This window comes from Streptomyces sp. 147326 (genome assembly GCF_045000215.1).
Classification (GTDB): domain Bacteria; phylum Actinomycetota; class Actinomycetes; order Streptomycetales; family Streptomycetaceae; genus Streptomyces.
In genome coordinates this window covers 1195893-1213524 of the sequence record NZ_CP134201.1, presented here as the reverse complement: position 1 = coordinate 1213524, position 17632 = coordinate 1195893, and the positions used below count along the sequence as shown (strand labels likewise).

Sequence of the window (17632 nt, the reverse complement as noted above, 5' to 3'; positions counted from 1 at the left end):
GACATCAGTCCGTGCGGACCTCCGAGCGGTCCCCGCTCCAGAGCGTGTGGAACGAGCCCTCGCGGTCGGTCCGCCGGTAGGTGTGCGCCCCGAAGAAGTCGCGCTGCCCCTGGGTGAGGGCCGCCGGCAGCCGGTCGGCGCGCAGGGCGTCGTAGTACGCGAGGGAGGCCGCGAACGCCGGTACCGGGATGCCCTGGCCCACGGCTGCGACGATCACCGCGCGCCAGTCCTCCTGCGCCGCGCCGATCTCGTCCGCGAAGCCCGGGTCCGCCAGCAGGCTGGGAAGGTCCGGCCGGGCGTCGTACGCCGCCCGGATCCGGTCGAGGAACGCGGCCCGGATGATGCAGCCGCCGCGCCACAGCGAGGCCATCGCGCCCAGGTCCACGCCCCACCCGTACTCCTCGCTGCCCGCGCGGATCTGGTGGAAGCCCTGGGTGTACGAGACGATCTTCGACGCGTACAGCGCCTGCTCCACCTGTGCGGCGAAGGCCTCCGCCGCCTCCGGCGCGAGCGCGGCGGCGGTCGGGCCCGCGAGCCCGCGTGCGGCCGTCCGCAGGTCCGCGTGGCCGGAGACGGCGCGGGCGAAGACCGCCTCGGCGATCCCCGACACGGGCACCCCCAGGTCGAGGGCGATCTGCACCGTCCAGCGGCCCGTGCCCTTCTGCTCGGCGGCGTCGGCCACGACGTCGACGTACGGGCGGCCGGTCGCGGCGTCCGTGTGCGCGAGCACCTCCGCCGTGATCTCGATCAGGTACGAGTCCAGGCGCCCCCGGTTCCAGCCCCGGAAGGTCTCCGCGATCTTCGCGGGGGAGTAGCCCGCCACGTCGCGCAGCAGGTGGTAGGCCTCGGCGATCAGCTGCATGTCGGCGTACTCGATGCCGTTGTGCACCATCTTGACGAAGTGTCCGGCGCCGTCGGGACCCACGTGCGAGGTGCACGGCGTGCCGTCGGCGGCCTTCGCGGAGATCTTCTCCAGCAGCGGGCCGAGCGACTCCCACGACTCCTCCGAGCCGCCGGGCATGATGCTCGGGCCGAGGAGCGCTCCCTCCTCGCCGCCGGAGATGCCCACGCCCACGAAGTGGATGCCCTGCTCGCGCAGTTCCCTCTCGCGGCGCCGGGTGTCCTCGAAGTGGGCGTTGCCGCCGTCGATGATGACGTCGCCCTCCTCCAGGAGCGGGGCGAACTCGCGGATCACGGCGTCGGTCGGCTCCCCGGCCTTCACCATGACGACGATGCGGCGGGGGCGCTCCAGCGCGTCGACGAACTCCTTCGCCGACTCGGCGGCCACGAAGCTGCCCTCGTGCCCGAATTCCTCCACCAGGGCCGTGGTCTTCGCGGCGGTCCGGTTGTGGACGGCCACCGTGAATCCGTTGCGGGCGAAGTTGCGGGCGAGGTTGCTGCCCATGACGGCGAGTCCGGTGACGCCGATCTGGGCGGTGCTGCTGCTCATCGTTGCGCTCCTGCGTGCGTCGGTGTGCTTCGGTGTGCGGGACTGCCGACGCTACCCCCACGCGGCCGCGTGCGGATCTCCTGACGGGCGACACACCGTCAAGTACCGCTGACAAGCGCCCCGTTGCGCCCCTTGTCATGCCCTGTTCGCAACATTAAGTTGTGCGGTTCCTGATGTCTTCTATGGGGGCTCCCATGCGTGTACGGGGCCGGCACCGCCGGTATCAGCCGAGCAGCATCAACCGGGCCTCGCTGGCCGTCACCGCCGGCGGCGCCGGGATGGCGCTCCCGCTCATCGGTGCCGGGGTCGCCCACGGCGCCACCGTGGACACCTGGGACAAGGTCGCCGCCTGCGAATCCACCAACAACTGGCGCATCAACACCGGGAACGGCTACTACGGCGGCCTCCAGTTCAGCCAGAGCACCTGGCGGGCCTTCGGCGGCGCCGCCTACGCGCCGCGCGCCGACCTGGCCACCAAGGACCAGCAGATCGCCGTCGCGGAGAAGGTCCTGAAGGGCCAGGGCCCCGGGGCGTGGCCGCAGTGCGGCAAGAAGGCCGGTCTCACCCGCAGCGGCCCGGCACCGGCCGTCGCCCCGCAGGCGCCGTCGCAGCCCAGGACGCAGTCCGCGGCGCAGCCCAAGGCCGTGACGCCGTCCCAGCCGGTGAAGACGGCGGCCCCGGCGCAGACCGGCGCAACCCGCCCGACGGGGACTTCCGTCCTGCCGAACCCGTACGTCGTCGCGCCCGGCGACTCGCTCTCCGCGATCGCCACCGACCAGCACGTCGAGGGCGGCTGGCAGGCGCTGTACGAGACCAACCGGGCCACCGTGGGGTCCAACCCGAACCTGATCTTCCCGGGCCAGCGGCTCACCCTGCGGATCACCGCAACACCGGCCAAGCCGCCCACGGCGCCGGCGACGCCCCCGCCCCCCGCGCAGAACCCGGAGAAGCCGCCGCGGACCGCCGACCCGGTGAAACCTGGGCAGCCGGTGGCCGAGAAGCCCGCGGAGAAGCCCGCACCGCCGAAACCGGCCGAAAAACCAGCCGAAAAACCAGCCGAAAAGCCGGCCGAAAAGCCCGATTCAGCGCAGCAGAAGCCGGATGCGGGCGGTTTCTCCGCCCCCGTCGACGCCGCCCTCGGCACCGCGTACCGCGTCTCGGGCTCCCACTGGTCCAGCGGCTACCACACGGGCGTCGACTTCCCCGTGGCGACCGGCACCACCGTCAAGTCGGTCGGGCCCGGGCAGGTCCTCTCCGCCGGCTGGGCCGGTGCCTACGGCTACCAGGTCGTCATCCGGCACACCGACGGCCGGTACTCCCAGTACGCCCACCTCTCGGCCCTCGGCGTCAAGGCCGGTCAGCAGGTCTCCGGAGGCCAGCGGATCGGCCGCTCCGGCTCGACCGGCAACACCACCGGCCCGCACCTGCACTTCGAGATGCGCACGGGACCCGGATACGGCTCCGACATCGACCCGCTGAAGTACCTCCGGGGCCACGGAGTCCGCATCTGACCCGCGCACGTGCGAGGGCACGACCGTGAGCAGGACCAGGCCGGCGGCCGCAACGAGGGCGCTGGCCACCGCCGCGGCCGTGCCCGCGGCCCCGTACCTGAAGCCCTCGTCGAACAGCGCGATGCCGACCGTCGCCGCGACCACCGGGTTGATCACCGTCACGGTGGCCAGCGGCGCGGTCAGCCCGGCGCCCCGGTAGGCCGCCTGTGACAGCAGCAGTCCGGCGGCCGCCAGCGCCGCGATCGCGGTGAGGTCGGGCCACAGTCCGCCCAGCGCGCCGGGGGCGAAGGCCTCGGCGACCGACTTGGTGAACACGGAGGCCATGCCGAATGCGGTACCGGCGGCCGCGGCCAGCAGCACGCTGTGCAGCACCGGCCGGCGCACCCGGTGCGCCGCCACGAACAGCAGGGCCGCCGCCGCCCCGGTCACCGTCAGCAGCATGCTCCCCTCACCGCCCGCCAGCGACTGCTCCGCCCTGCCGTCCCCACCGGTCAGCGCCAGCAGCCCGGCGAGACCCACCGTGGCCAGCACCGCCCCGCGCCAGGCCGCCGAGCCCGCCCGGCGCCCTACGAAGACGGCCGCCATCGGCAGCGCGAAGACGATGGTGAGCGCACCCAGCGGCTGCACCAGGCTCAGCGGTCCGTACGCGAGGGCCACCACGTGCAACAGTGCACCGAGGCCGTTCAGCCCCACCGCCACCCACCAGCCGCCCCGCCGCAGCGGGGCGTACGGGCGGTCCGGCGTGCTCGCCGCGACCCGTTCCTGGACGATCGCGCCACCCGCGTACGCCAAGGCGGACACGAGGCAGAGCAGGACCGCCAGCGCCAGTGCACTCATAAGGTCCACAATGCCCGACCCATCTGCGCTATTCCTCCGCCCACAGGTGGTCACCGGTCATACTCCCGGCGTAGTACAGGAGTACGCCAGCGTGGCCCTCACAGCAGCGGAGGGACGACCCCTGAGGTGCCCGGGAGCCCCCACGGCCGACCCCTACGGTGACCGGCCGCTCGCGGTCCGTGAGGATGCCGGGAGCGGGTTTGTCTCCAGGCGCGTGGGATCCGTACAGTTCCCCTTTTGAGGACTTCCGCAGCAGGCGGATGCGGACGAGTGATCGAGGAACGGCAGCGGCCATGACGGTGACCGAAGAAAGCCATGACCACGGGCAGGCCTACGGGCCGGGCATCGACCCCGAGCGACTGGCTCTCTGCCTCAGCGTGCTCGACGAGCTGGACAAGCTCGACGTCGACCATCCCGACGCCATCACCGTACGCCGCGCCACCGCCGGCCTGTACCGCACGGTCAAGCAGCGCCGCCGCCAGGAGCGCCGCGCCGCCAAGACCGCCAACGACAAGGCCGTCACCGAGGCCACCGCGACCGGCTCCGCCGAGCGCATCGACGACGAGACCGAGGGCATCCTGCCCTCCTCGGTCACGGAGGCCGGCCGGATCGCCGGGATACTCCAGCGCCCGCGCTCCTGCTACATCTGCAAGACGCGGTACGTCGAGGTCGACTACTTCTACCACCAGCTCTGCCCGGAGTGCGCCGTCGAGAACCGGTCCAGGAGGGAGGCCCGCGCCGACCTCACCGGCAAGCGCGCGCTGCTCACGGGCGGCCGGGCCAAGATCGGCATGTACATCGCGCTCCGGCTGCTGCGCGACGGCGCCCACACCACCATCACCACGCGCTTCCCCAAGGACGCCATCCGCCGCTTCAAGGCGATGGAGGACTCGGCGGACTGGATGCACCGCCTGGAGGTCGTCGGCATCGACCTGCGCGACCCGGCCCAGGCCGTGGCCCTCGCCGACCAGGTGGCCGGGGCCGGTCCGCTCGACATCCTGATCAACAACGCGACGCAGACCGTGCGCCGCCTGCCCAGCGCCTACGCGGCCCTGGTCGAGGGGGAGGGCGCTCCGCTGCCGGCCGGCGAGCTCCCCGCCCACCACGTCATCGGCGCCTTCAACTCCGGCGCGGTCGACGGCCTGACGGCGCTGCCCCTCGGGGTGAGCGGGCTCGAGGCGCAGAAGGTCGCCGACCTCGCCCTGGTCGCGGGCAACGCCAGCCTGGAGCGGCACCTCGACGGCACCGCCATCGACGCGGGCGGCCTGCTGCCCGACGTCGTCGAGAGCAACACCTGGGTGCAGACCATCGACCAGATCTCCCCGGTGGAGCTGCTCGAGACCCAGCTGTGCAACTACACGTCGCCGTTCATCCTGATCAGCGCACTCCGGCCGGCCATGGCGGAGGCCGCCCGCAAGGCGTCCAGCGGGCGGGCGTACGTCGTCAACGTCTCGGCGATGGAGGGCGTCTTCAGCCGCGGCTACAAGGGAGCGGGACACCCGAACACCAATGCCGCCAAGGCCGCGATGAACATGGTGACGCGGACCAGCGGTCAGGAGATGTTCCAGACCGACCGCATCCTGATGACCTCGGTCGACACCGGCTGGATCACCGACGAGCGCCCGCACTTCGACAAGCTGCGGCTGGCCGAGGAGGGCTTCCACGCCCCGCTCGACCTGGTCGACGGCGCGGCCCGGGTCTACGACCCGGTCGTCCGCGGCGAGGCCGGCGAGGACCTGTTCGGCGTCTTCCTGAAGGACTACGCCCCGGCGAACTGGTAGTCCCGGCGGCCCTCCGGGCCGACCCGGAGGGCAGCCCCTACGGCATGCCCGTGATCGACCCCCTCGGCGAACCGAGGGGGTCGATCGCGTTCCCGGCCCGGCAGGACCCGGCCGCGACCAGTTCCAGCAGCGGCCGCCAGTCCTCCAGTACGCCCGCGTCCAGTCCGGACCCGGCGGCCGCCTCGTGGGCCTGGCGCAGGGTGGCCACCGCGTCGGCGTCGTCCCCCCGCCCGTCGGCCCCGTCCCCGTCGGCGCCGTTGCTCCCGGCGGCCGGCGCGTGCAGCCGGACGAGCCGGGCCACCCGCTCACCCAGCAGCGGGCGCACCGCCTCCGCAGCGAGTACGGCGTGTCGCGCTCCGTCACCCGGACGGAGCAGCTTGCCGATGTCGTGCAGCAAGCCCGCGAGCTGCAGTTCCTTGTCGGAGGGGTGCGAGCGGCGGATCAGTGCCGCCGTCCGCAGAGCGTGGTCGTCGCGGCTGCCCTGCAGCAGGTCCATCAGCTCCACCACGCTTGTGACGTACGGCACTTGGGCCTCCGGCACTCCGGACCTCGACACCGCCGACCCCCTCCGTCGCGCCTCGCGCATCCGGGTCCGAGCACACCACCCGTCACGTACCCGCCGACCTACGACTTGCTGAACTCGGGACGAAACTAAGAGGGCGCAGCGGATTTTGCCTTCCTATCGAGCGGAGGTCCGCTCATATGTGTACTCTGGGGCATCAAGACGGCCCCCATCCGGGCCGCGCTCCACTAAGGCGCCACCGCGTCCGGAAAACCCTTGATCCCTTGCCCGGCGCGCGGTACGCCTGCCGGGTTACGCGACACAGAGGAGTGCGCGGTGACTGAAATGACGCAGCCCGAACCGACGTTGCTGGAGCGACCGGCGTCGCGGGCGAAGAAGCCCCGGACCGACGAACTCGGCAGCCTCGAGGTCTGGGCCCGCTCCGCCCCGATCCGGCTCGCGGGGTACGAGGACGACCTCGCGGAATCGCACATCCTGCCCGGAATCGACTGATCCGCAGAGTAGTGCAGAGCGCCCCCCGTGCCGATCGGCACCGGGGGCGCTGCCCTTCCCGGAGGGTTCCCCTCCCGCGTACGCCCTGAGCGTCATCGCTGTCGGCGATCACCGCTTCCGCCGCCCGCCCGCCACCGGCAGGCTGGTGCGCATGAAACTGCTGATGCTGGGTGGTACCGAATTCGTCGGACGCGCGATCACCGAGGAGGCCCTCGACCGGGGCTGGGAGGTGACCGTCTTCCACCGCGGCCGCCACGCCCCGCCGCCGGGAGCCTCGGCCCTGCACGGGGACCGCACCGCCCCCGGGGGCCTGGACGCCCTCGCCGCGGGGGAGTGGGACCTCGTCGTCGACACCTGGGGCGGCGCCCCCACGGCGGTGCGTGACAGCGCCCGCCTGCTGAGCGGCCGCGCCCGGAGGTACGCGTACATCTCCAGCCGCTCGGTGTACGCCTACCCGGCCCCCGCCGGGCAGGGGGAGGACGGCCCCCTCGTCGAGGGCTCGCCGGACTCCGCGGCGATCGCCTACGCCGAGGACAAGCGGGGCGGTGAACTCGCCGCCCTGGACGCCTTCGGCGACCGCGCCCTGCTCGTGCGCGCCGGACTCATCCTCGGCCGGTACGAGAACGTCGGCCGGCTCCCGTGGTGGCTGAACCGCACCGCCCGCGGCGGTCCGGTGCTCGCCCCCGGCCCGCGCGGACTTCCGCTCCAGTACATCGACGTGCGCGACCTCGCGCACTGGACCCTGGACGCGGCCGAGGCCGGGCTCGGCGGCCCCTACAACCTCGTCTCCCCGGTCGGGCACGCCACCATGGGCGCTCTCCTCGACGCCTGCGCCGCCGTCACCGGCGGCGGCGCCGAACTGCGCTGGACCGAACCGGCGCTGATCCTCGAGGCCGGCGTCGAGCCCTGGACCGAACTCCCGGTCTGGCTCCCCGAGGGCGAGTCGCACGACTACATGTTCGGCGGGGACGTGACCAGGGCGCTGGAGGCCGGCCTGAAGTGCCGCCCGGTCGAGGAGACCGTGGCCGACACGTGGGCCTGGCTCCGCACCCTCGGCGGGCAGGCCCCGCAGCGGTCCGACCGGCCGGCCCCCGGACTCGACGCCGAGCGGGAGGCCGCACTACTCGGGCTCTGACAGCCAGGCGTCCGCGAGACGGGTCGGCGGGAGGTACTCGCGCACCAGCGTCCGGTGCCACCAGGCCCCCGTCTCGCGCAGCTCCCGCCAGGTGGTGAACCGGTAGCGGTAGAGCAGGGCCCGGACGTAGACGGGCGGCGCGTCCGGGAACGGGTTGTGGCGCAGCAGCCGCAGCGTGTCCCGGTCGCCCGCCAGCAGCCGCTCCACGAACGGCCCGAACCAGTCGCGCGCGTAGCCGGGGGAGATCGCCGCGAACCACATCAGCCAGTCCAGCCGCAGGTGATACGGGGCGAACTGGCGGGGGATCCTGCGCAGTTCGGTCGGCTTGCCCCGGAAGCCGTACTCCCGCCAGGCGCCGTCCTCGTGCGGCACCCGGTCCGCGGTGCCCTCCACCACCACCTCCATGCGGACCCGGCCGACCGAGCCGAAGGCCCCGTAGGTGTTGACCAGGTGGAGGGCGTCGAAGGAGCGGTTCATCACCTGCCGGCGCGAGACCATGTTGAGCACCGGACGGTGGCTGAGGAACAGCACGAGGGCGGTCACCGCGCAGACCAGGACCACGAACCACACGGGAGCCCCCTGTGAGGCGGCGGCCGGCGGGGCGCCCGCGAGGCCGGTGAAGTCCACGGCCGAGAGGGCCAGCGTGATCGTCAGCCAGTTCAGCCAGGCGAAGTTGCCGGACAGCACCAGCCACAGCTGCGTCGCGACGATGATCCCGGCGGCGTACGAGGCCACCGGCTGCGGGGTGAACAGCAGGATCGGGACGACCAGTTGGGTCACGTGGTTGGCCGCGCACTCCACCCGGTGCAGCGGCTTCGGCAGATGGTGGAAGAACCAGCTCAGCGGCCCGGCCATCGGCTGTGTCTCGTGGTGGTAGTAGAGGCAGGTCAGTTTGCGCCAGCAGGAGTCCCCGCGCATCTTGATCAGCCCGGCCCCGAATTCCACGCGGAAGAGCACCCAGCGCAGCAGCCACAGCACCAGCACCGGCGGCCCCGCGCGGGCGTTGCCGAGGAACACGGCGAGGAAGCCCACCTCCAGCAGCAGCGACTCCCAGCCGAAGGAGTACCAGGTCTGCCCCACGTTCACGATGGAGAGGTAGAGCAGCCACAGCAGGGCCCACATCGCCATGGCGGCGCCCAGCGGCACCTCGTCCCCGGCCCCGGCGGCCAGCGCCGCGGCCAGTGCCGCGCCGGTCCAGGCGCAGCCGGCGAAGAGCCGGTCGGAGTAGCGCAGTTGGAACAGGCTCGGGGCGCGCCGGAAGGGCACGTACCGCACGTACCGCGGCACGGGCAGCATGCCGTGCGCCCCGATCAGGGCCCGGAACTGCAGGGCGGCCCCGACGAAGGCGACGAGGTAGACGCCGGCCAGCGCCCGCTGGAAGACCAGCCGGGCGAGCCAGTATCCGGGCGCCGTGAACCAGTCCATCGACTCCAGTATCGGACCGGTCAGGCGGCGGTGGCCAGCTTGCGCAGGCGGTGGCCCAGCCAGCGGGCGTAGCGCAGCTGGAGGAAGGGGACCACCGGGCCGGCGAGGCGGGTGTACCAGCTGTTCGGGCGGCTGAAGGCGGTCACCGTGAACCACACGGTGCCGTCGGGGTCCATGTCCACGATGAAGGACTCCTCGCCGCACTCGGGGTGGCCGGGCCGGGTCCCGTAGGCGAAACCGATCCGGGCGGGCTCGTACGCCGTCCAGATCACCTGGCACGGGGCGTCGATGCGCAGCGGCCCCACGCCTATCCCGACGACCACGCGGCTGCCGGGCCGGACGGCGCCGGCATCGGCGCGCACCCGCATCCCCGAGGCGCGGTGCGCGTGGAAGGTGGTCACCGCGGTGCCGGCGGCCTCGAAGACGGCCCGGCCCTGCCCGAGGCGGGTGCGGTGGTTCAGGTGGTGGTATCCGGCGGGCAGCGGCCGGTGGGCCGTCGCGCCCCTGTCGGGGTAGTTGACGGTGTCCCGGCCGGCGCTGATGAGGCGGGTCATGGCGAGGTCTCCAGTCGGTGGGTGGTCAGCGGTGGCTGGTCAGGGGTGGGTGATCAGCGGTGGGTGATCAACGGTGAGCGGCCGGTCGCCGTCGGCGGGCGCGCGGCGGTCGGTGGTGAGCCGCCGCCAGGCCAGTACCGAGCAGAGGGCGAACCCGAGGGCGTTCCCGAGGCCGTGGGTCGCGGCCATCCAGGTCAGGGTGGGGTGCACGATCCCGGTGGCCTCGCCGGCCGCCCACCACAGGGCGAGCAGCATGGTGGCCACCAGCACGGCCGCCGAGGTCGCGAGCAGCGCCCGCGTGCCGCGGTCCCGGGCCGCGGGCCGGATCTCCCGCCAGGTCAGCAGGGCCACGGCCCACATCCCGCCGGTCAGCACCACCGCGCCCACCAGCTCCGCCCAGTCGTCGACGAAGTAGCCGAGGAGCACGAGCAGGGTGCCGGCCGGGACGCTGTACGCGGCCCAGCGCGAGAGCCCCGTCGCGGGGCTCGTGTCCCGGACGGCCCGGCACACGAGCCCCGCGACCAGCGCGGCGGTGAACCCGGCGAAGTGGAAGTGCGGCACCGTCAGCGCCAGGATGTCGAGGTCGAAGCCGAAGAGCCGGTACCCGGCGCGCTCGGCGACCAGCGCGGTCCCGGCGATCGAGGGCGAGACCAGCGCGGTGGCGACGGCGATCTCGGCCGGGGCCGGGGCGCGCCCCGGGGAACGGCCCCGCAGCAGCCGGAGCGGGGCCCGGGCCGCGAGCGCCAGGCAGGCCGCCGCGTAGAGTGCGGCGAGCGCCGTGGCGGGCAGCCCGCGCGGCAGCCAGAGGCACAGCGCCCCGGGGGCGGCGAGCAGCGGCCAGAGGCGGGCGGTCCGGCGGAGCCCGGCCGGGTCGATCAGGCGCAGGCCCGCCGGGACGACGTACAGCATGCCCAGGGTGACGATCACGTTCACCAGTACCAACACCCTGGACTCCCCCCAATCGGCGGCCGAACGCCTTGAACGCGTTCAACTCACGATGGTGAGCCTACGGTCTTCCTTGAACATGTTCAAGACGCCCTCCGGTTGCGGGTCGCGCGCGCATGGGGCAGACAAGAGGGAGCAACCGGGGCGAAAAGGGAGATCCACGTGCACGCACCGTCAGTTCCGACACCTCGTCAGACGTCGGGCCGTCACCTACCGGCCGGCGCGGCCCTCTTGGCCCTCCTCGGCCTGTTCGCCGCGGGCTGCGGCGGCGCCGAAGAGCCCAAGAGCGCCGCCGGACCCGAGAGCCAGGAGGTCCACCTCCAGCCCGTGGCCTCGGCCGGCCCCGGCCCCTTCACCGCCTCCTCGGCCACCGCCGAGTCCGCCCCCGTACAGCCCCCGCTGCCCAACCCGACCGGACAGGGCATCCGCACCATCAACGCGGCCACTCCCGGTCTGTACGGCGGAACCAAGCGGCTCGGCAGCTGCGACGTGGAACAGCAGGTCCGCTTCCTGACCGCCGACAACACGAAGGCCCGCGCCTTCGCCCAGGCCGCGGACATCGAGCAGGCGAGCATTCCCGAGTTCCTGCGCGGCCTCACTCCCGTCGTCCTGCGCGCCGACACCCGCGTCACCAACCACGCCTTCCGCGACGGCGGCGCCGACGGCTTCCAGTCCGTCCTGCAGGCGGGTACCGCCGTCCTCGTCGACGAACACGGAATGCCCCGGGTGCGCTGCGGCTGCGGGAACCCGCTGGCTTCCCCGCTCGCCGCCAAGGGGTCCCCGGTGCACAAGGGCGACCCGTGGAGCGGCTACCAGCCCAACCAGGTCGTCGTCATCGAACCCACCGCCCAGGTGATCAACAACCTGGTGATCGTCAACATCGCAGACAACACCTGGATCGAACGCAAGCGGGGCGACGACGGCGCCCAGGACCGGACCCCGCGCACGCTGCCCCAGTACGACCCGGCCGACGGAATCCCGACGGGGCCCGTCACCCCGTCCGGGTCCGCATCGGTCCAGCCGTGCCAGAGCGATCCCGCCGCCGCGTCGCCGGACTGCCGGCCGACCGGACCGGCCCCGCAGAACCCGCAGGGCGAGACCCCGCCGCAGAGCCCGGGCGTACCGCAGACCCCGGGCTCGCCGTCGGACTCCGTCCCCCGGCCGCAGCAGCCCCGCTCGGACAGCCCGTCGGACGTCCCCTCCGACCTGCCGGGCGACGTGCCCTCGAACGTCCCCTCGGACATCCCGTTCGACCTGACCCAGCCCAACCCGGACGACCCGGGGCTCCTGCCCCAGCCCGACGGAACGGTGCCGCAGCCGAACGACCCCTACGCCGATCCGTACGCCGATCCCTACGCCGATCCGTACGCGGACCCGTACACGGCCCCCTCCGCGGACCCGTACACGGCCCCCTCCGCGGACCCGTACGCGGACCCCTCCGTGGACCCGTACACGGACCCTTACGCGGACCCGTACGTCGACCCGGACCTGCAGCCGCAGCCCTCGGACGGGAGCCACTCGCTGGAGAGCGCCTGACCGGCCCGTGTGTCATGGTGGATCGGTGCCGACCACCGTATCTCTGCCGGACGACTGGCCCGCACACCCGGACCGGTCGCTCTGGCTGAACCGCATGGGCAGTTTCGACTGGGACCTCGTGACCGGTCTCATGCACATGGACGAAGCGGCCCTCGACGTCTTCGACACGACCCCCGACGAGTACGACGGCCGGCCCGAGTCGCTCTCCCCGCGCGTCCCGGCCACCGAGTCGACGCGCCTCGACGCCCTCGTCTCCTCCGCCCTCAAGAGCAGGATGGACAGCTACGGCGCCTACTTCCGCATCCGCTGCCGCGACGGGCGGCTGCGCTGGACGCACACCCAGGGCCGCGTCATGCGCGGCCCGGACGGGCGGCCGTACCGGATCATCGGCATCGTCCGCGACGCGACCGACGAGCTCAGCCACTCGGCGGAGCGCCTCGGCCTGGACGAGGAACGGCGCCGCCAGACGTCGGTGGTCGAGTCCACGACCGCCGCCCTCGCGCACGCCCGGACCGTACGGGACGTCATCGACGTCATCGGCGACGCCCACGGCCTGGAGCGGCTCGGCTCCATGGGCATGGTGATGGGCCTCGTCGAGGCCGGGCGCATCCACCTCGTGGCCGAGGGCCCCCAGGACAGTTTCGTCCCCGGCACCCGCTACACCCGCATCGACGAGCAGTACCCGATGAGCGAGGTCGTCCGCTCGCTGCAACCGCGCTTCCTCGACTCGGCGGAGGAGTTCGCCGAGGGCTATCCCGAGCTCTGGTCGAAGATCTCGTACATGCGGATCTCGGCGGCCGCCTATCTGCCGCTCATCGCCCAGGCCCGTCCCATCGGCGCGATCGGATTGCTCTACCGGGACAAGGACGGCTTCACCCAGGAGGAGCGCAACCTGCTCGTCGCACTGGGCAGCAGCATCGCGCAGAGCCTCCAGCGGGCCATGCTGCTGGAGCAGGAGCACGACCTCGCCGAGGGCCTGCAGCAGGCCATGCTGCCGAGGCGGATCCCCTCGGTGCCCGGCGCGGAGATCGCCGTACGGTACCGCTCGGCCCGGATGGGCCGGGACATCGGCGGCGACTGGTACGACGTCATCCCGCTGCCGGGCGGCCGGGTCGGCGCCGTCATCGGCGACGTGCAGGGCCACGACACGCACGCGGCCGCGGTCATGGGCCAGCTGCGGATCGTCCTGCGCGCGTACGCCGCCGAGGGGCATTCACCCGGCACGGTCATGGCCCGCGCCTCCGTCTTCCTGCACGAACTGGACACGGACCGCTTCGCGACCTGCACCTACGCGGAGGCCGACCTCTCCACCGGGGTGCTCCAGCTGGTACGGGCCGGCCACATCGACCCCCTGCTGCGCACCCGCGACGGGGACTGCCACCGGCTCCCGGTGGGGGGCGGGATGCCGCTCGGCCTCTCGGCGGAGTTCGGCCAGCTCGAATACCCGGTGACCACGGTGGAACTGGACCCGGGGGAGACGCTCCTGCTGTGCACCGACGGCCTGGTGGAACAGCCCGGGGCCGACCTCGACGACGGCATCCAGCTGCTGGCCTCCCAGATCCGCAGCGGACCGGCCGACCTGCAGTTCCTGGCGGACCGCCTGTGCGCGCTCGCCGACGACCGGGGCGGGAACGACGACATGGCCCTGCTCCTGCTGCGCCGCGAGGTGGCGGCCGCCCCCCAGGCCGGCAGCCGCCTGCAGCAGCACGTGGCACCCGGCGACCCCGAGGCGCTGGTGGCGGCCCGCCACATGATCGGGGCGGCGGTGCGCGCGTGGGGCGCGCGGGAGCGGTCCGACGAGATCGAACTGGTCGCGGACGAGCTGATCGTGAACGCCCTGATGCACACCGACGGCCCGGCGATCGTCACCCTGCGCGTCCTGGCGGGCCACGAACGCAGGCTGCGGGTGGAGGTGGAGGACCGCTCCAGCGCACTGCCGCGGCGGCGCGAGGCGGGGGAGGCGGGGGTCTCGGGCCGAGGCCTGATGCTGGTGGACCGGTTGGCGGACGTGTGGGGCGTGGAGCCGCGGGGCGGCGGCAAGTGCGTGTGGTGCGAGTTCGTCATGGGCTAGGTGTATTGCCCCGGGAGGTTGTGGACGGGTGATGCAGGTCTCGGCTGAGGCGTCTTGAACGGGTGAGGGCCTTCCGGGTTCGGTGTGGATTGCGACGTCTACACCGACCAGAAAGGCCCTCGTGCCCCACCGTAATGCACCCCTGACCGAGACCGGACGGCTGCGCCTGGCCCACTGCGTGGTCGTGGACGGCTGGCCGCTGCGGCGGGCCGCCGAGCGTTTCCGGGTCTCGCCGACCACGGCCCAGCGGTGGGCCGACCGCTACCGCGATCACGGCGAGGCGGGCATGCGTGACAGGTCCTCGCGCCCGCATCACAGCCCACGCCGGATCCCGAACCGCACCGAACGCCGGATCATCAAGGTCCGTGTCCTGCGCCGCTGGGGACCGGCCCGCATCGCCCACCTGCTGGATTTGGTGCCCTCGACCGTGCACCGCGTCCTGACCCGCTTCGGGCTGGCCCGCCTGAGCCATCTGGACCGGGCCACCGGCCGTGTCATACGCCGCTACGAACGCGAGAAGCCCGGCGAACTGGTGCACGTGGACATCAAGAAGCTCGGCAACATCCCCGACGGCGGCGGCCACAAGACCCTGGGCCGCCAGGCCGGCCGCAAGAACGCCCCGCCTGGGCTACAGCTACATCCACACCGCCGTCGACGACCACTCCCGCCTCGCCTACAGCGAGATCCTGACCGACGAGAAGAAGGAGACCGCGACCGCCTTCTGGCAGCGGGCACAGGCGTTCTTCACCTCGTGCGGGATCACCGTGGAACGGGTCCTGACCGACAACGGGGCCTGCTACAAATCCCACACCTGGCGCGACGCCCTGGCAGCGGCCGGGATCACCCACAAGCGAACCCGGCCCTACCGGCCCCAGACCAACGGCAAGGTCGAACGCCTCAACCGCACCCTCCTGGAGGAATGGGCCTACGCCCGTCCCTACCAGTGCGAGCAGGAACGACGCGACGCGTTCCCGCAGTGGCTACACACCTACAATCACCACCGCGGACACACCGCGCTCGCAGGCAAACCACCCGCCAGCCGCGTCCCCAACCTCACAGGGCAATACAGCTAGGCCGTCTCTGGCCCTGTGCCACTGGCGGGGCGGCGGTCCGGGGAGGCCGGCACGTCCGGCCTCCGCGCAGCGCCGGCTCGCGCCCAGGCGGGGAAAGTCCGTTGCGGGGCGCCGCCCGGTCCGTGAGGATCGATGGCGATGACTATTGCCATGGATGACGTCCGCCGGCTGCTCAAGGCAGGGGATCTGCCCGGAGCCGTGCGTTCGCTGCGCCCCCGCGCGGAGACCCTCCCGGTCGCCGAACTCGCCGAAGCCACGAGGGCCTTGGCCGAGAACGCCGGCTTCACCGACCTGGCCGACGCCGCCGGGGCCGCCGCCGAGCGGGCCGACGAACCGCAGGCCCTCTACGACTTCGGCTACGCGTGCGTGGAGCGCGGCGTCGCCTTCCTCGCCGTCGCGCCCCTGCGCGAGGCGCTCCGGCTGCTCCCCGACTCGCGGCCGCTCCTCGCCGAGCTGGTCTCCGCCCTGGAGGACGAGCACCGTCACACCGAGGCCGCCGCGCTGCTCTCCAGAGGCGGCGACCGGCTGCCCGCCTGGCCCGAGACGTACCTGCTGGTCCACCACACCCTGCTGGCCGGGGACCTGGACACCGCGGAGGGGCTGCTGCACGGCCTCCCCGCCCCCGAGGACCCCCAGTGGTCCGGCGCGCGCGAGCGCCAGGCTCGCCAGGTGCTGCGCAGCGGCCGGTCCCGCCGGGCCCAGGGAACGGCGGGGCACCCCGACCCGCTCGGCGCGGCCGACCTGCGCGGCTGGCACTACGGGCTCACCGGCGGCCTGCTCGGCACCCTGTCCCCGTACGGCTGGGACGCCGGGATGACGGGCCGCTACGCCTACCTCGGCGACAGCCCCGAACAGTGCCGCCGCGGCCTGGCCCGGCTCGCGCTCGCGCTGGAGGCCGCCGGGCACAGCCCCGCCACCGTCTCGCTGCTGCCCGGCCGGTCCGACCGGATCCTCGGGCTCGCCGCCGCCCGCGTGCTCGGGCTGCCCGCCGTCCCGTACGAACCGAACCGTGCGGACACCCTCGTCGTCGCCTACGACCTGAACGCGGCCGACCAGGAACTCGTCCGCACGCTGCGGGAGCGCGCCGAAGGCCAGATCCTCCACGAGCACGCCACCTGCTGGACCGACCCGCCCGCGGTGAGCGCGGACTTCAGCGCGCTGCTCTGCCAGTACGTCGCCCCGCCGTGGCAGGACGACGACCGGCCCGAGGCGGAGATCGCCGCCGAGATCGCGGCGGCCGACCCGGCCCCGGACGAGGGCGACGGCGCCACCCCGGCCGACCGGGACGAGGCCTTCCGGGCCTTCGTGACGGGGGTCCGCACCGGCTGGCTCTCGGCGCCCCGCGACCGGGTCGCGTCACCGGGGCCCGTGCCCAGCTCGCGCTTCGCCTGAGGCGGCGGCAGGCTGGACCCATGCCGGAGCTGCCCGAGGTCGAGGCCCTGCGGGAGTACCTCGACGAGCACCTCACCGGGCGGGTGGTCGAGCGCGTCCTCCCGCTCGCCGTCAGCGTGCTCAAGACGTACGACCCGCCGCTGTCCGCCCTCGAAGGGCAGCCGGCGGGGGCCACCGCCCGCCACGGCAAGTTCCTGGCCCTGCGGATCGGCGGGCTCCACCTCGTCACCCACCTGGCCCGGGCCGGCTGGCTGCGCTGGCAGGACACCCTGCCCGCACAGCCGCCGCGCCCCGGCAAGGGGCCGCTCGCGCTGCGCGTCGTACTGGAGGGCGGCGGCGGCTTCGACCTCACCGAGGCCGGGACCCAGAAGCGCCTCGCCGTCTACGTGGTCCACGATCCCCAGGAGGTCCCCGGCATCGCCCGCCTCGGCCCCGACCCGCTGGCCGAGGACTTCGACCGGGACGCCTTCGCCGCACTGCTCGACGGGGAACGGCGCCAGATCAAGGGCGTGCTGCGCGACCAGAGCGTCATCGCGGGCATCGGCAACGCGTACAGCGACGAGATCCTGCACGCGGCGAAGGTCTCCCCCTTCAAGCTGGCCGCCTCGTTCGACGACGACCAGGTGACCCACCTCTACGAGGCCGTGCGCACCACCCTGGTCGAGGCCGTCGCCCGGGCGCACGGAGTGGCCGCCGGTGCGCTCAAGGCCGAGAAGAAGAGCGGGCTGCGCGTGCACGGCCGGGACGGGGAGCCGTGCCCGGTCTGCGGGGACACCGTGCGCTCGGTGTCCTTCGCCGACTCCTCGCTCCAGTACTGCCCGACCTGCCAGACGGGCGGCAAGCCGCTGGCCGACCGGAGGCTGTCCCGTCTCCTCAAATAGCGGGGCGCTGCGTAGACTCCCACGCC

The 17632-nt window shown here is 73.2% G+C and carries 13 protein-coding genes and 2 pseudogenes; 9 read left to right on the top strand and 6 right to left on the bottom strand.

The genetic code is table 11. From position 1 onward, the window contains the following. Positions 1–4: 4 nt before the first annotated feature. On the bottom strand, positions 5–1450 hold the full coding sequence (gndA, locus tag RIU97_RS05640; protein ID WP_404953740.1) for an NADP-dependent phosphogluconate dehydrogenase: 1446 nt from the start codon (positions 1448–1450) through the stop codon (positions 5–7). 194 nt (positions 1451–1644) lie between these two features. Here gndA and RIU97_RS05635 point away from each other — a divergent pair, with 194 nt between their 5' ends. Then, complete coding sequence (locus RIU97_RS05635) at positions 1645–2961, top strand: transglycosylase family protein (RefSeq protein ID WP_404953738.1); 1317 nt, start codon at positions 1645–1647, stop codon at positions 2959–2961. A gap of 24 nt (positions 2962–2985) precedes the next feature. Here RIU97_RS05635 and RIU97_RS05630 read toward each other — a convergent pair. Continuing rightward, positions 2986–3798: pseudogene (locus tag RIU97_RS05630) on the bottom strand (DMT family transporter); the annotation flags it as partial. Between the two features lie 293 nt (positions 3799–4091). Here RIU97_RS05630 and RIU97_RS05625 point away from each other — a divergent pair. After that, positions 4092–5579, top strand: coding sequence for an SDR family NAD(P)-dependent oxidoreductase (locus tag RIU97_RS05625; RefSeq protein WP_404953736.1), 1488 nt, complete (start codon positions 4092–4094; stop codon positions 5577–5579). 37 nt (positions 5580–5616) lie between these two features. On the opposite strand, the gene RIU97_RS05620 is transcribed toward RIU97_RS05625, so the two are convergent. After that, positions 5617–6075: an HD domain-containing protein gene (locus tag RIU97_RS05620; protein ID WP_404962767.1), complete on the bottom strand. Its 459-nt coding sequence runs from the start codon at positions 6073–6075 to the stop codon at positions 5617–5619. A gap of 342 nt (positions 6076–6417) precedes the next feature. On the opposite strand from RIU97_RS05620, the gene RIU97_RS05615 reads away from it, so the two are divergent. Together RIU97_RS05615 and RIU97_RS05610 are read left to right on the top strand one after the other, a co-directional pair. Then, positions 6418–6594 carry a hypothetical protein gene (locus RIU97_RS05615; protein WP_361759439.1) on the top strand — a complete coding sequence of 59 codons (177 nt, stop codon included), beginning with the start codon at positions 6418–6420 and terminating at the stop codon, positions 6592–6594. Positions 6595–6745: 151 nt separating this feature from the next. Then, the gene (locus RIU97_RS05610) at positions 6746–7729 is read left to right on the top strand and encodes an NAD-dependent epimerase/dehydratase family protein (RefSeq protein WP_404953733.1); all 984 of its coding nucleotides are present in this window, start codon (positions 6746–6748) and stop codon (positions 7727–7729) included. On the opposite strand, the gene RIU97_RS05605 is transcribed toward RIU97_RS05610, so the two are convergent. The 3 genes from RIU97_RS05605 to RIU97_RS05595 are packed head-to-tail and all read right to left on the bottom strand — an operon-like array spanning position 7715 to position 10653. After that, the gene (locus RIU97_RS05605) at positions 7715–9154 is read right to left on the bottom strand and encodes a lipase maturation factor family protein (protein ID WP_404953731.1); all 1440 of its coding nucleotides are present in this window, start codon (positions 9152–9154) and stop codon (positions 7715–7717) included. The two genes, RIU97_RS05610 and RIU97_RS05605, sit on opposite strands and share 15 nt — an antisense overlap. A gap of 20 nt (positions 9155–9174) precedes the next feature. Next, complete coding sequence (locus RIU97_RS05600) at positions 9175–9708, bottom strand: DUF1990 family protein (RefSeq protein ID WP_404953730.1); 534 nt, start codon at positions 9706–9708, stop codon at positions 9175–9177. 39 nt (positions 9709–9747) lie between these two features. Next, entirely contained in the window at positions 9748–10653 is a 906-nt protein-coding gene (locus RIU97_RS05595) for a YndJ family protein (protein ID WP_404953728.1), read from the bottom strand. 162 nt (positions 10654–10815) lie between these two features. Between RIU97_RS05595 and RIU97_RS05590 the strand changes: the two genes are divergently transcribed. The 5 genes and pseudogenes from RIU97_RS05590 to RIU97_RS05570 all read left to right on the top strand — a co-directional run bounded on the left by RIU97_RS05590 (position 10816) and on the right by RIU97_RS05570 (position 17606). Further along, complete coding sequence (locus tag RIU97_RS05590; RefSeq protein ID WP_404953726.1) at positions 10816–12189, top strand: DUF6777 domain-containing protein; 1374 nt, start codon at positions 10816–10818, stop codon at positions 12187–12189. A gap of 7 nt (positions 12190–12196) precedes the next feature. Next, on the top strand, positions 12197–14260 hold the full coding sequence (locus tag RIU97_RS05585) for a SpoIIE family protein phosphatase (RefSeq protein WP_404953724.1): 2064 nt from the start codon (positions 12197–12199) through the stop codon (positions 14258–14260). 121 nt (positions 14261–14381) lie between these two features. Further along, positions 14382–15333: pseudogene (locus RIU97_RS05580) on the top strand (IS481 family transposase). 138 nt (positions 15334–15471) lie between these two features. Beyond that, the gene (locus tag RIU97_RS05575) at positions 15472–16725 is read left to right on the top strand and encodes a hypothetical protein (protein ID WP_404953722.1); all 1254 of its coding nucleotides are present in this window, start codon (positions 15472–15474) and stop codon (positions 16723–16725) included. A gap of 20 nt (positions 16726–16745) precedes the next feature. Next, positions 16746–17606, top strand: a complete 861-nt coding sequence (locus RIU97_RS05570; protein WP_404953720.1) for an Fpg/Nei family DNA glycosylase — start codon at positions 16746–16748, stop codon at positions 17604–17606. Positions 17607–17632: the final 26 nt, after the last annotated feature.

What these genes read in the sequence shown, in the direction of transcription:
- RIU97_RS05625 (WP_404953736.1), top strand. Translation starts at nt 4,092, where the DNA reads ATGACGGTGACCGAAGAAAGCCATGACCACGGGCAGGCCTACGGGCCG.
- RIU97_RS05575 (WP_404953722.1), top strand. Translation starts at nt 15,472, where the DNA reads ATGACTATTGCCATGGATGACGTCCGCCGGCTGCTCAAGGCAGGGGAT.
- RIU97_RS05610 (WP_404953733.1), top strand. Translation starts at nt 6,746, where the DNA reads ATGAAACTGCTGATGCTGGGTGGTACCGAATTCGTCGGACGCGCGATC.
- RIU97_RS05605 (WP_404953731.1), bottom strand. Translation starts at nt 9,154, where the DNA reads ATGGACTGGTTCACGGCGCCCGGATACTGGCTCGCCCGGCTGGTCTTC.
- RIU97_RS05600 (WP_404953730.1), bottom strand. Translation starts at nt 9,708, where the DNA reads ATGACCCGCCTCATCAGCGCCGGCCGGGACACCGTCAACTACCCCGAC.
- RIU97_RS05570 (WP_404953720.1), top strand. Translation starts at nt 16,746, where the DNA reads ATGCCGGAGCTGCCCGAGGTCGAGGCCCTGCGGGAGTACCTCGACGAG.
- RIU97_RS05635 (WP_404953738.1), top strand. Translation starts at nt 1,645, where the DNA reads ATGCGTGTACGGGGCCGGCACCGCCGGTATCAGCCGAGCAGCATCAAC.
- gndA (WP_404953740.1), bottom strand. Translation starts at nt 1,450, where the DNA reads ATGAGCAGCAGCACCGCCCAGATCGGCGTCACCGGACTCGCCGTCATG.
- RIU97_RS05620 (WP_404962767.1), bottom strand. Translation starts at nt 6,075, where the DNA reads ATGGACCTGCTGCAGGGCAGCCGCGACGACCACGCTCTGCGGACGGCG.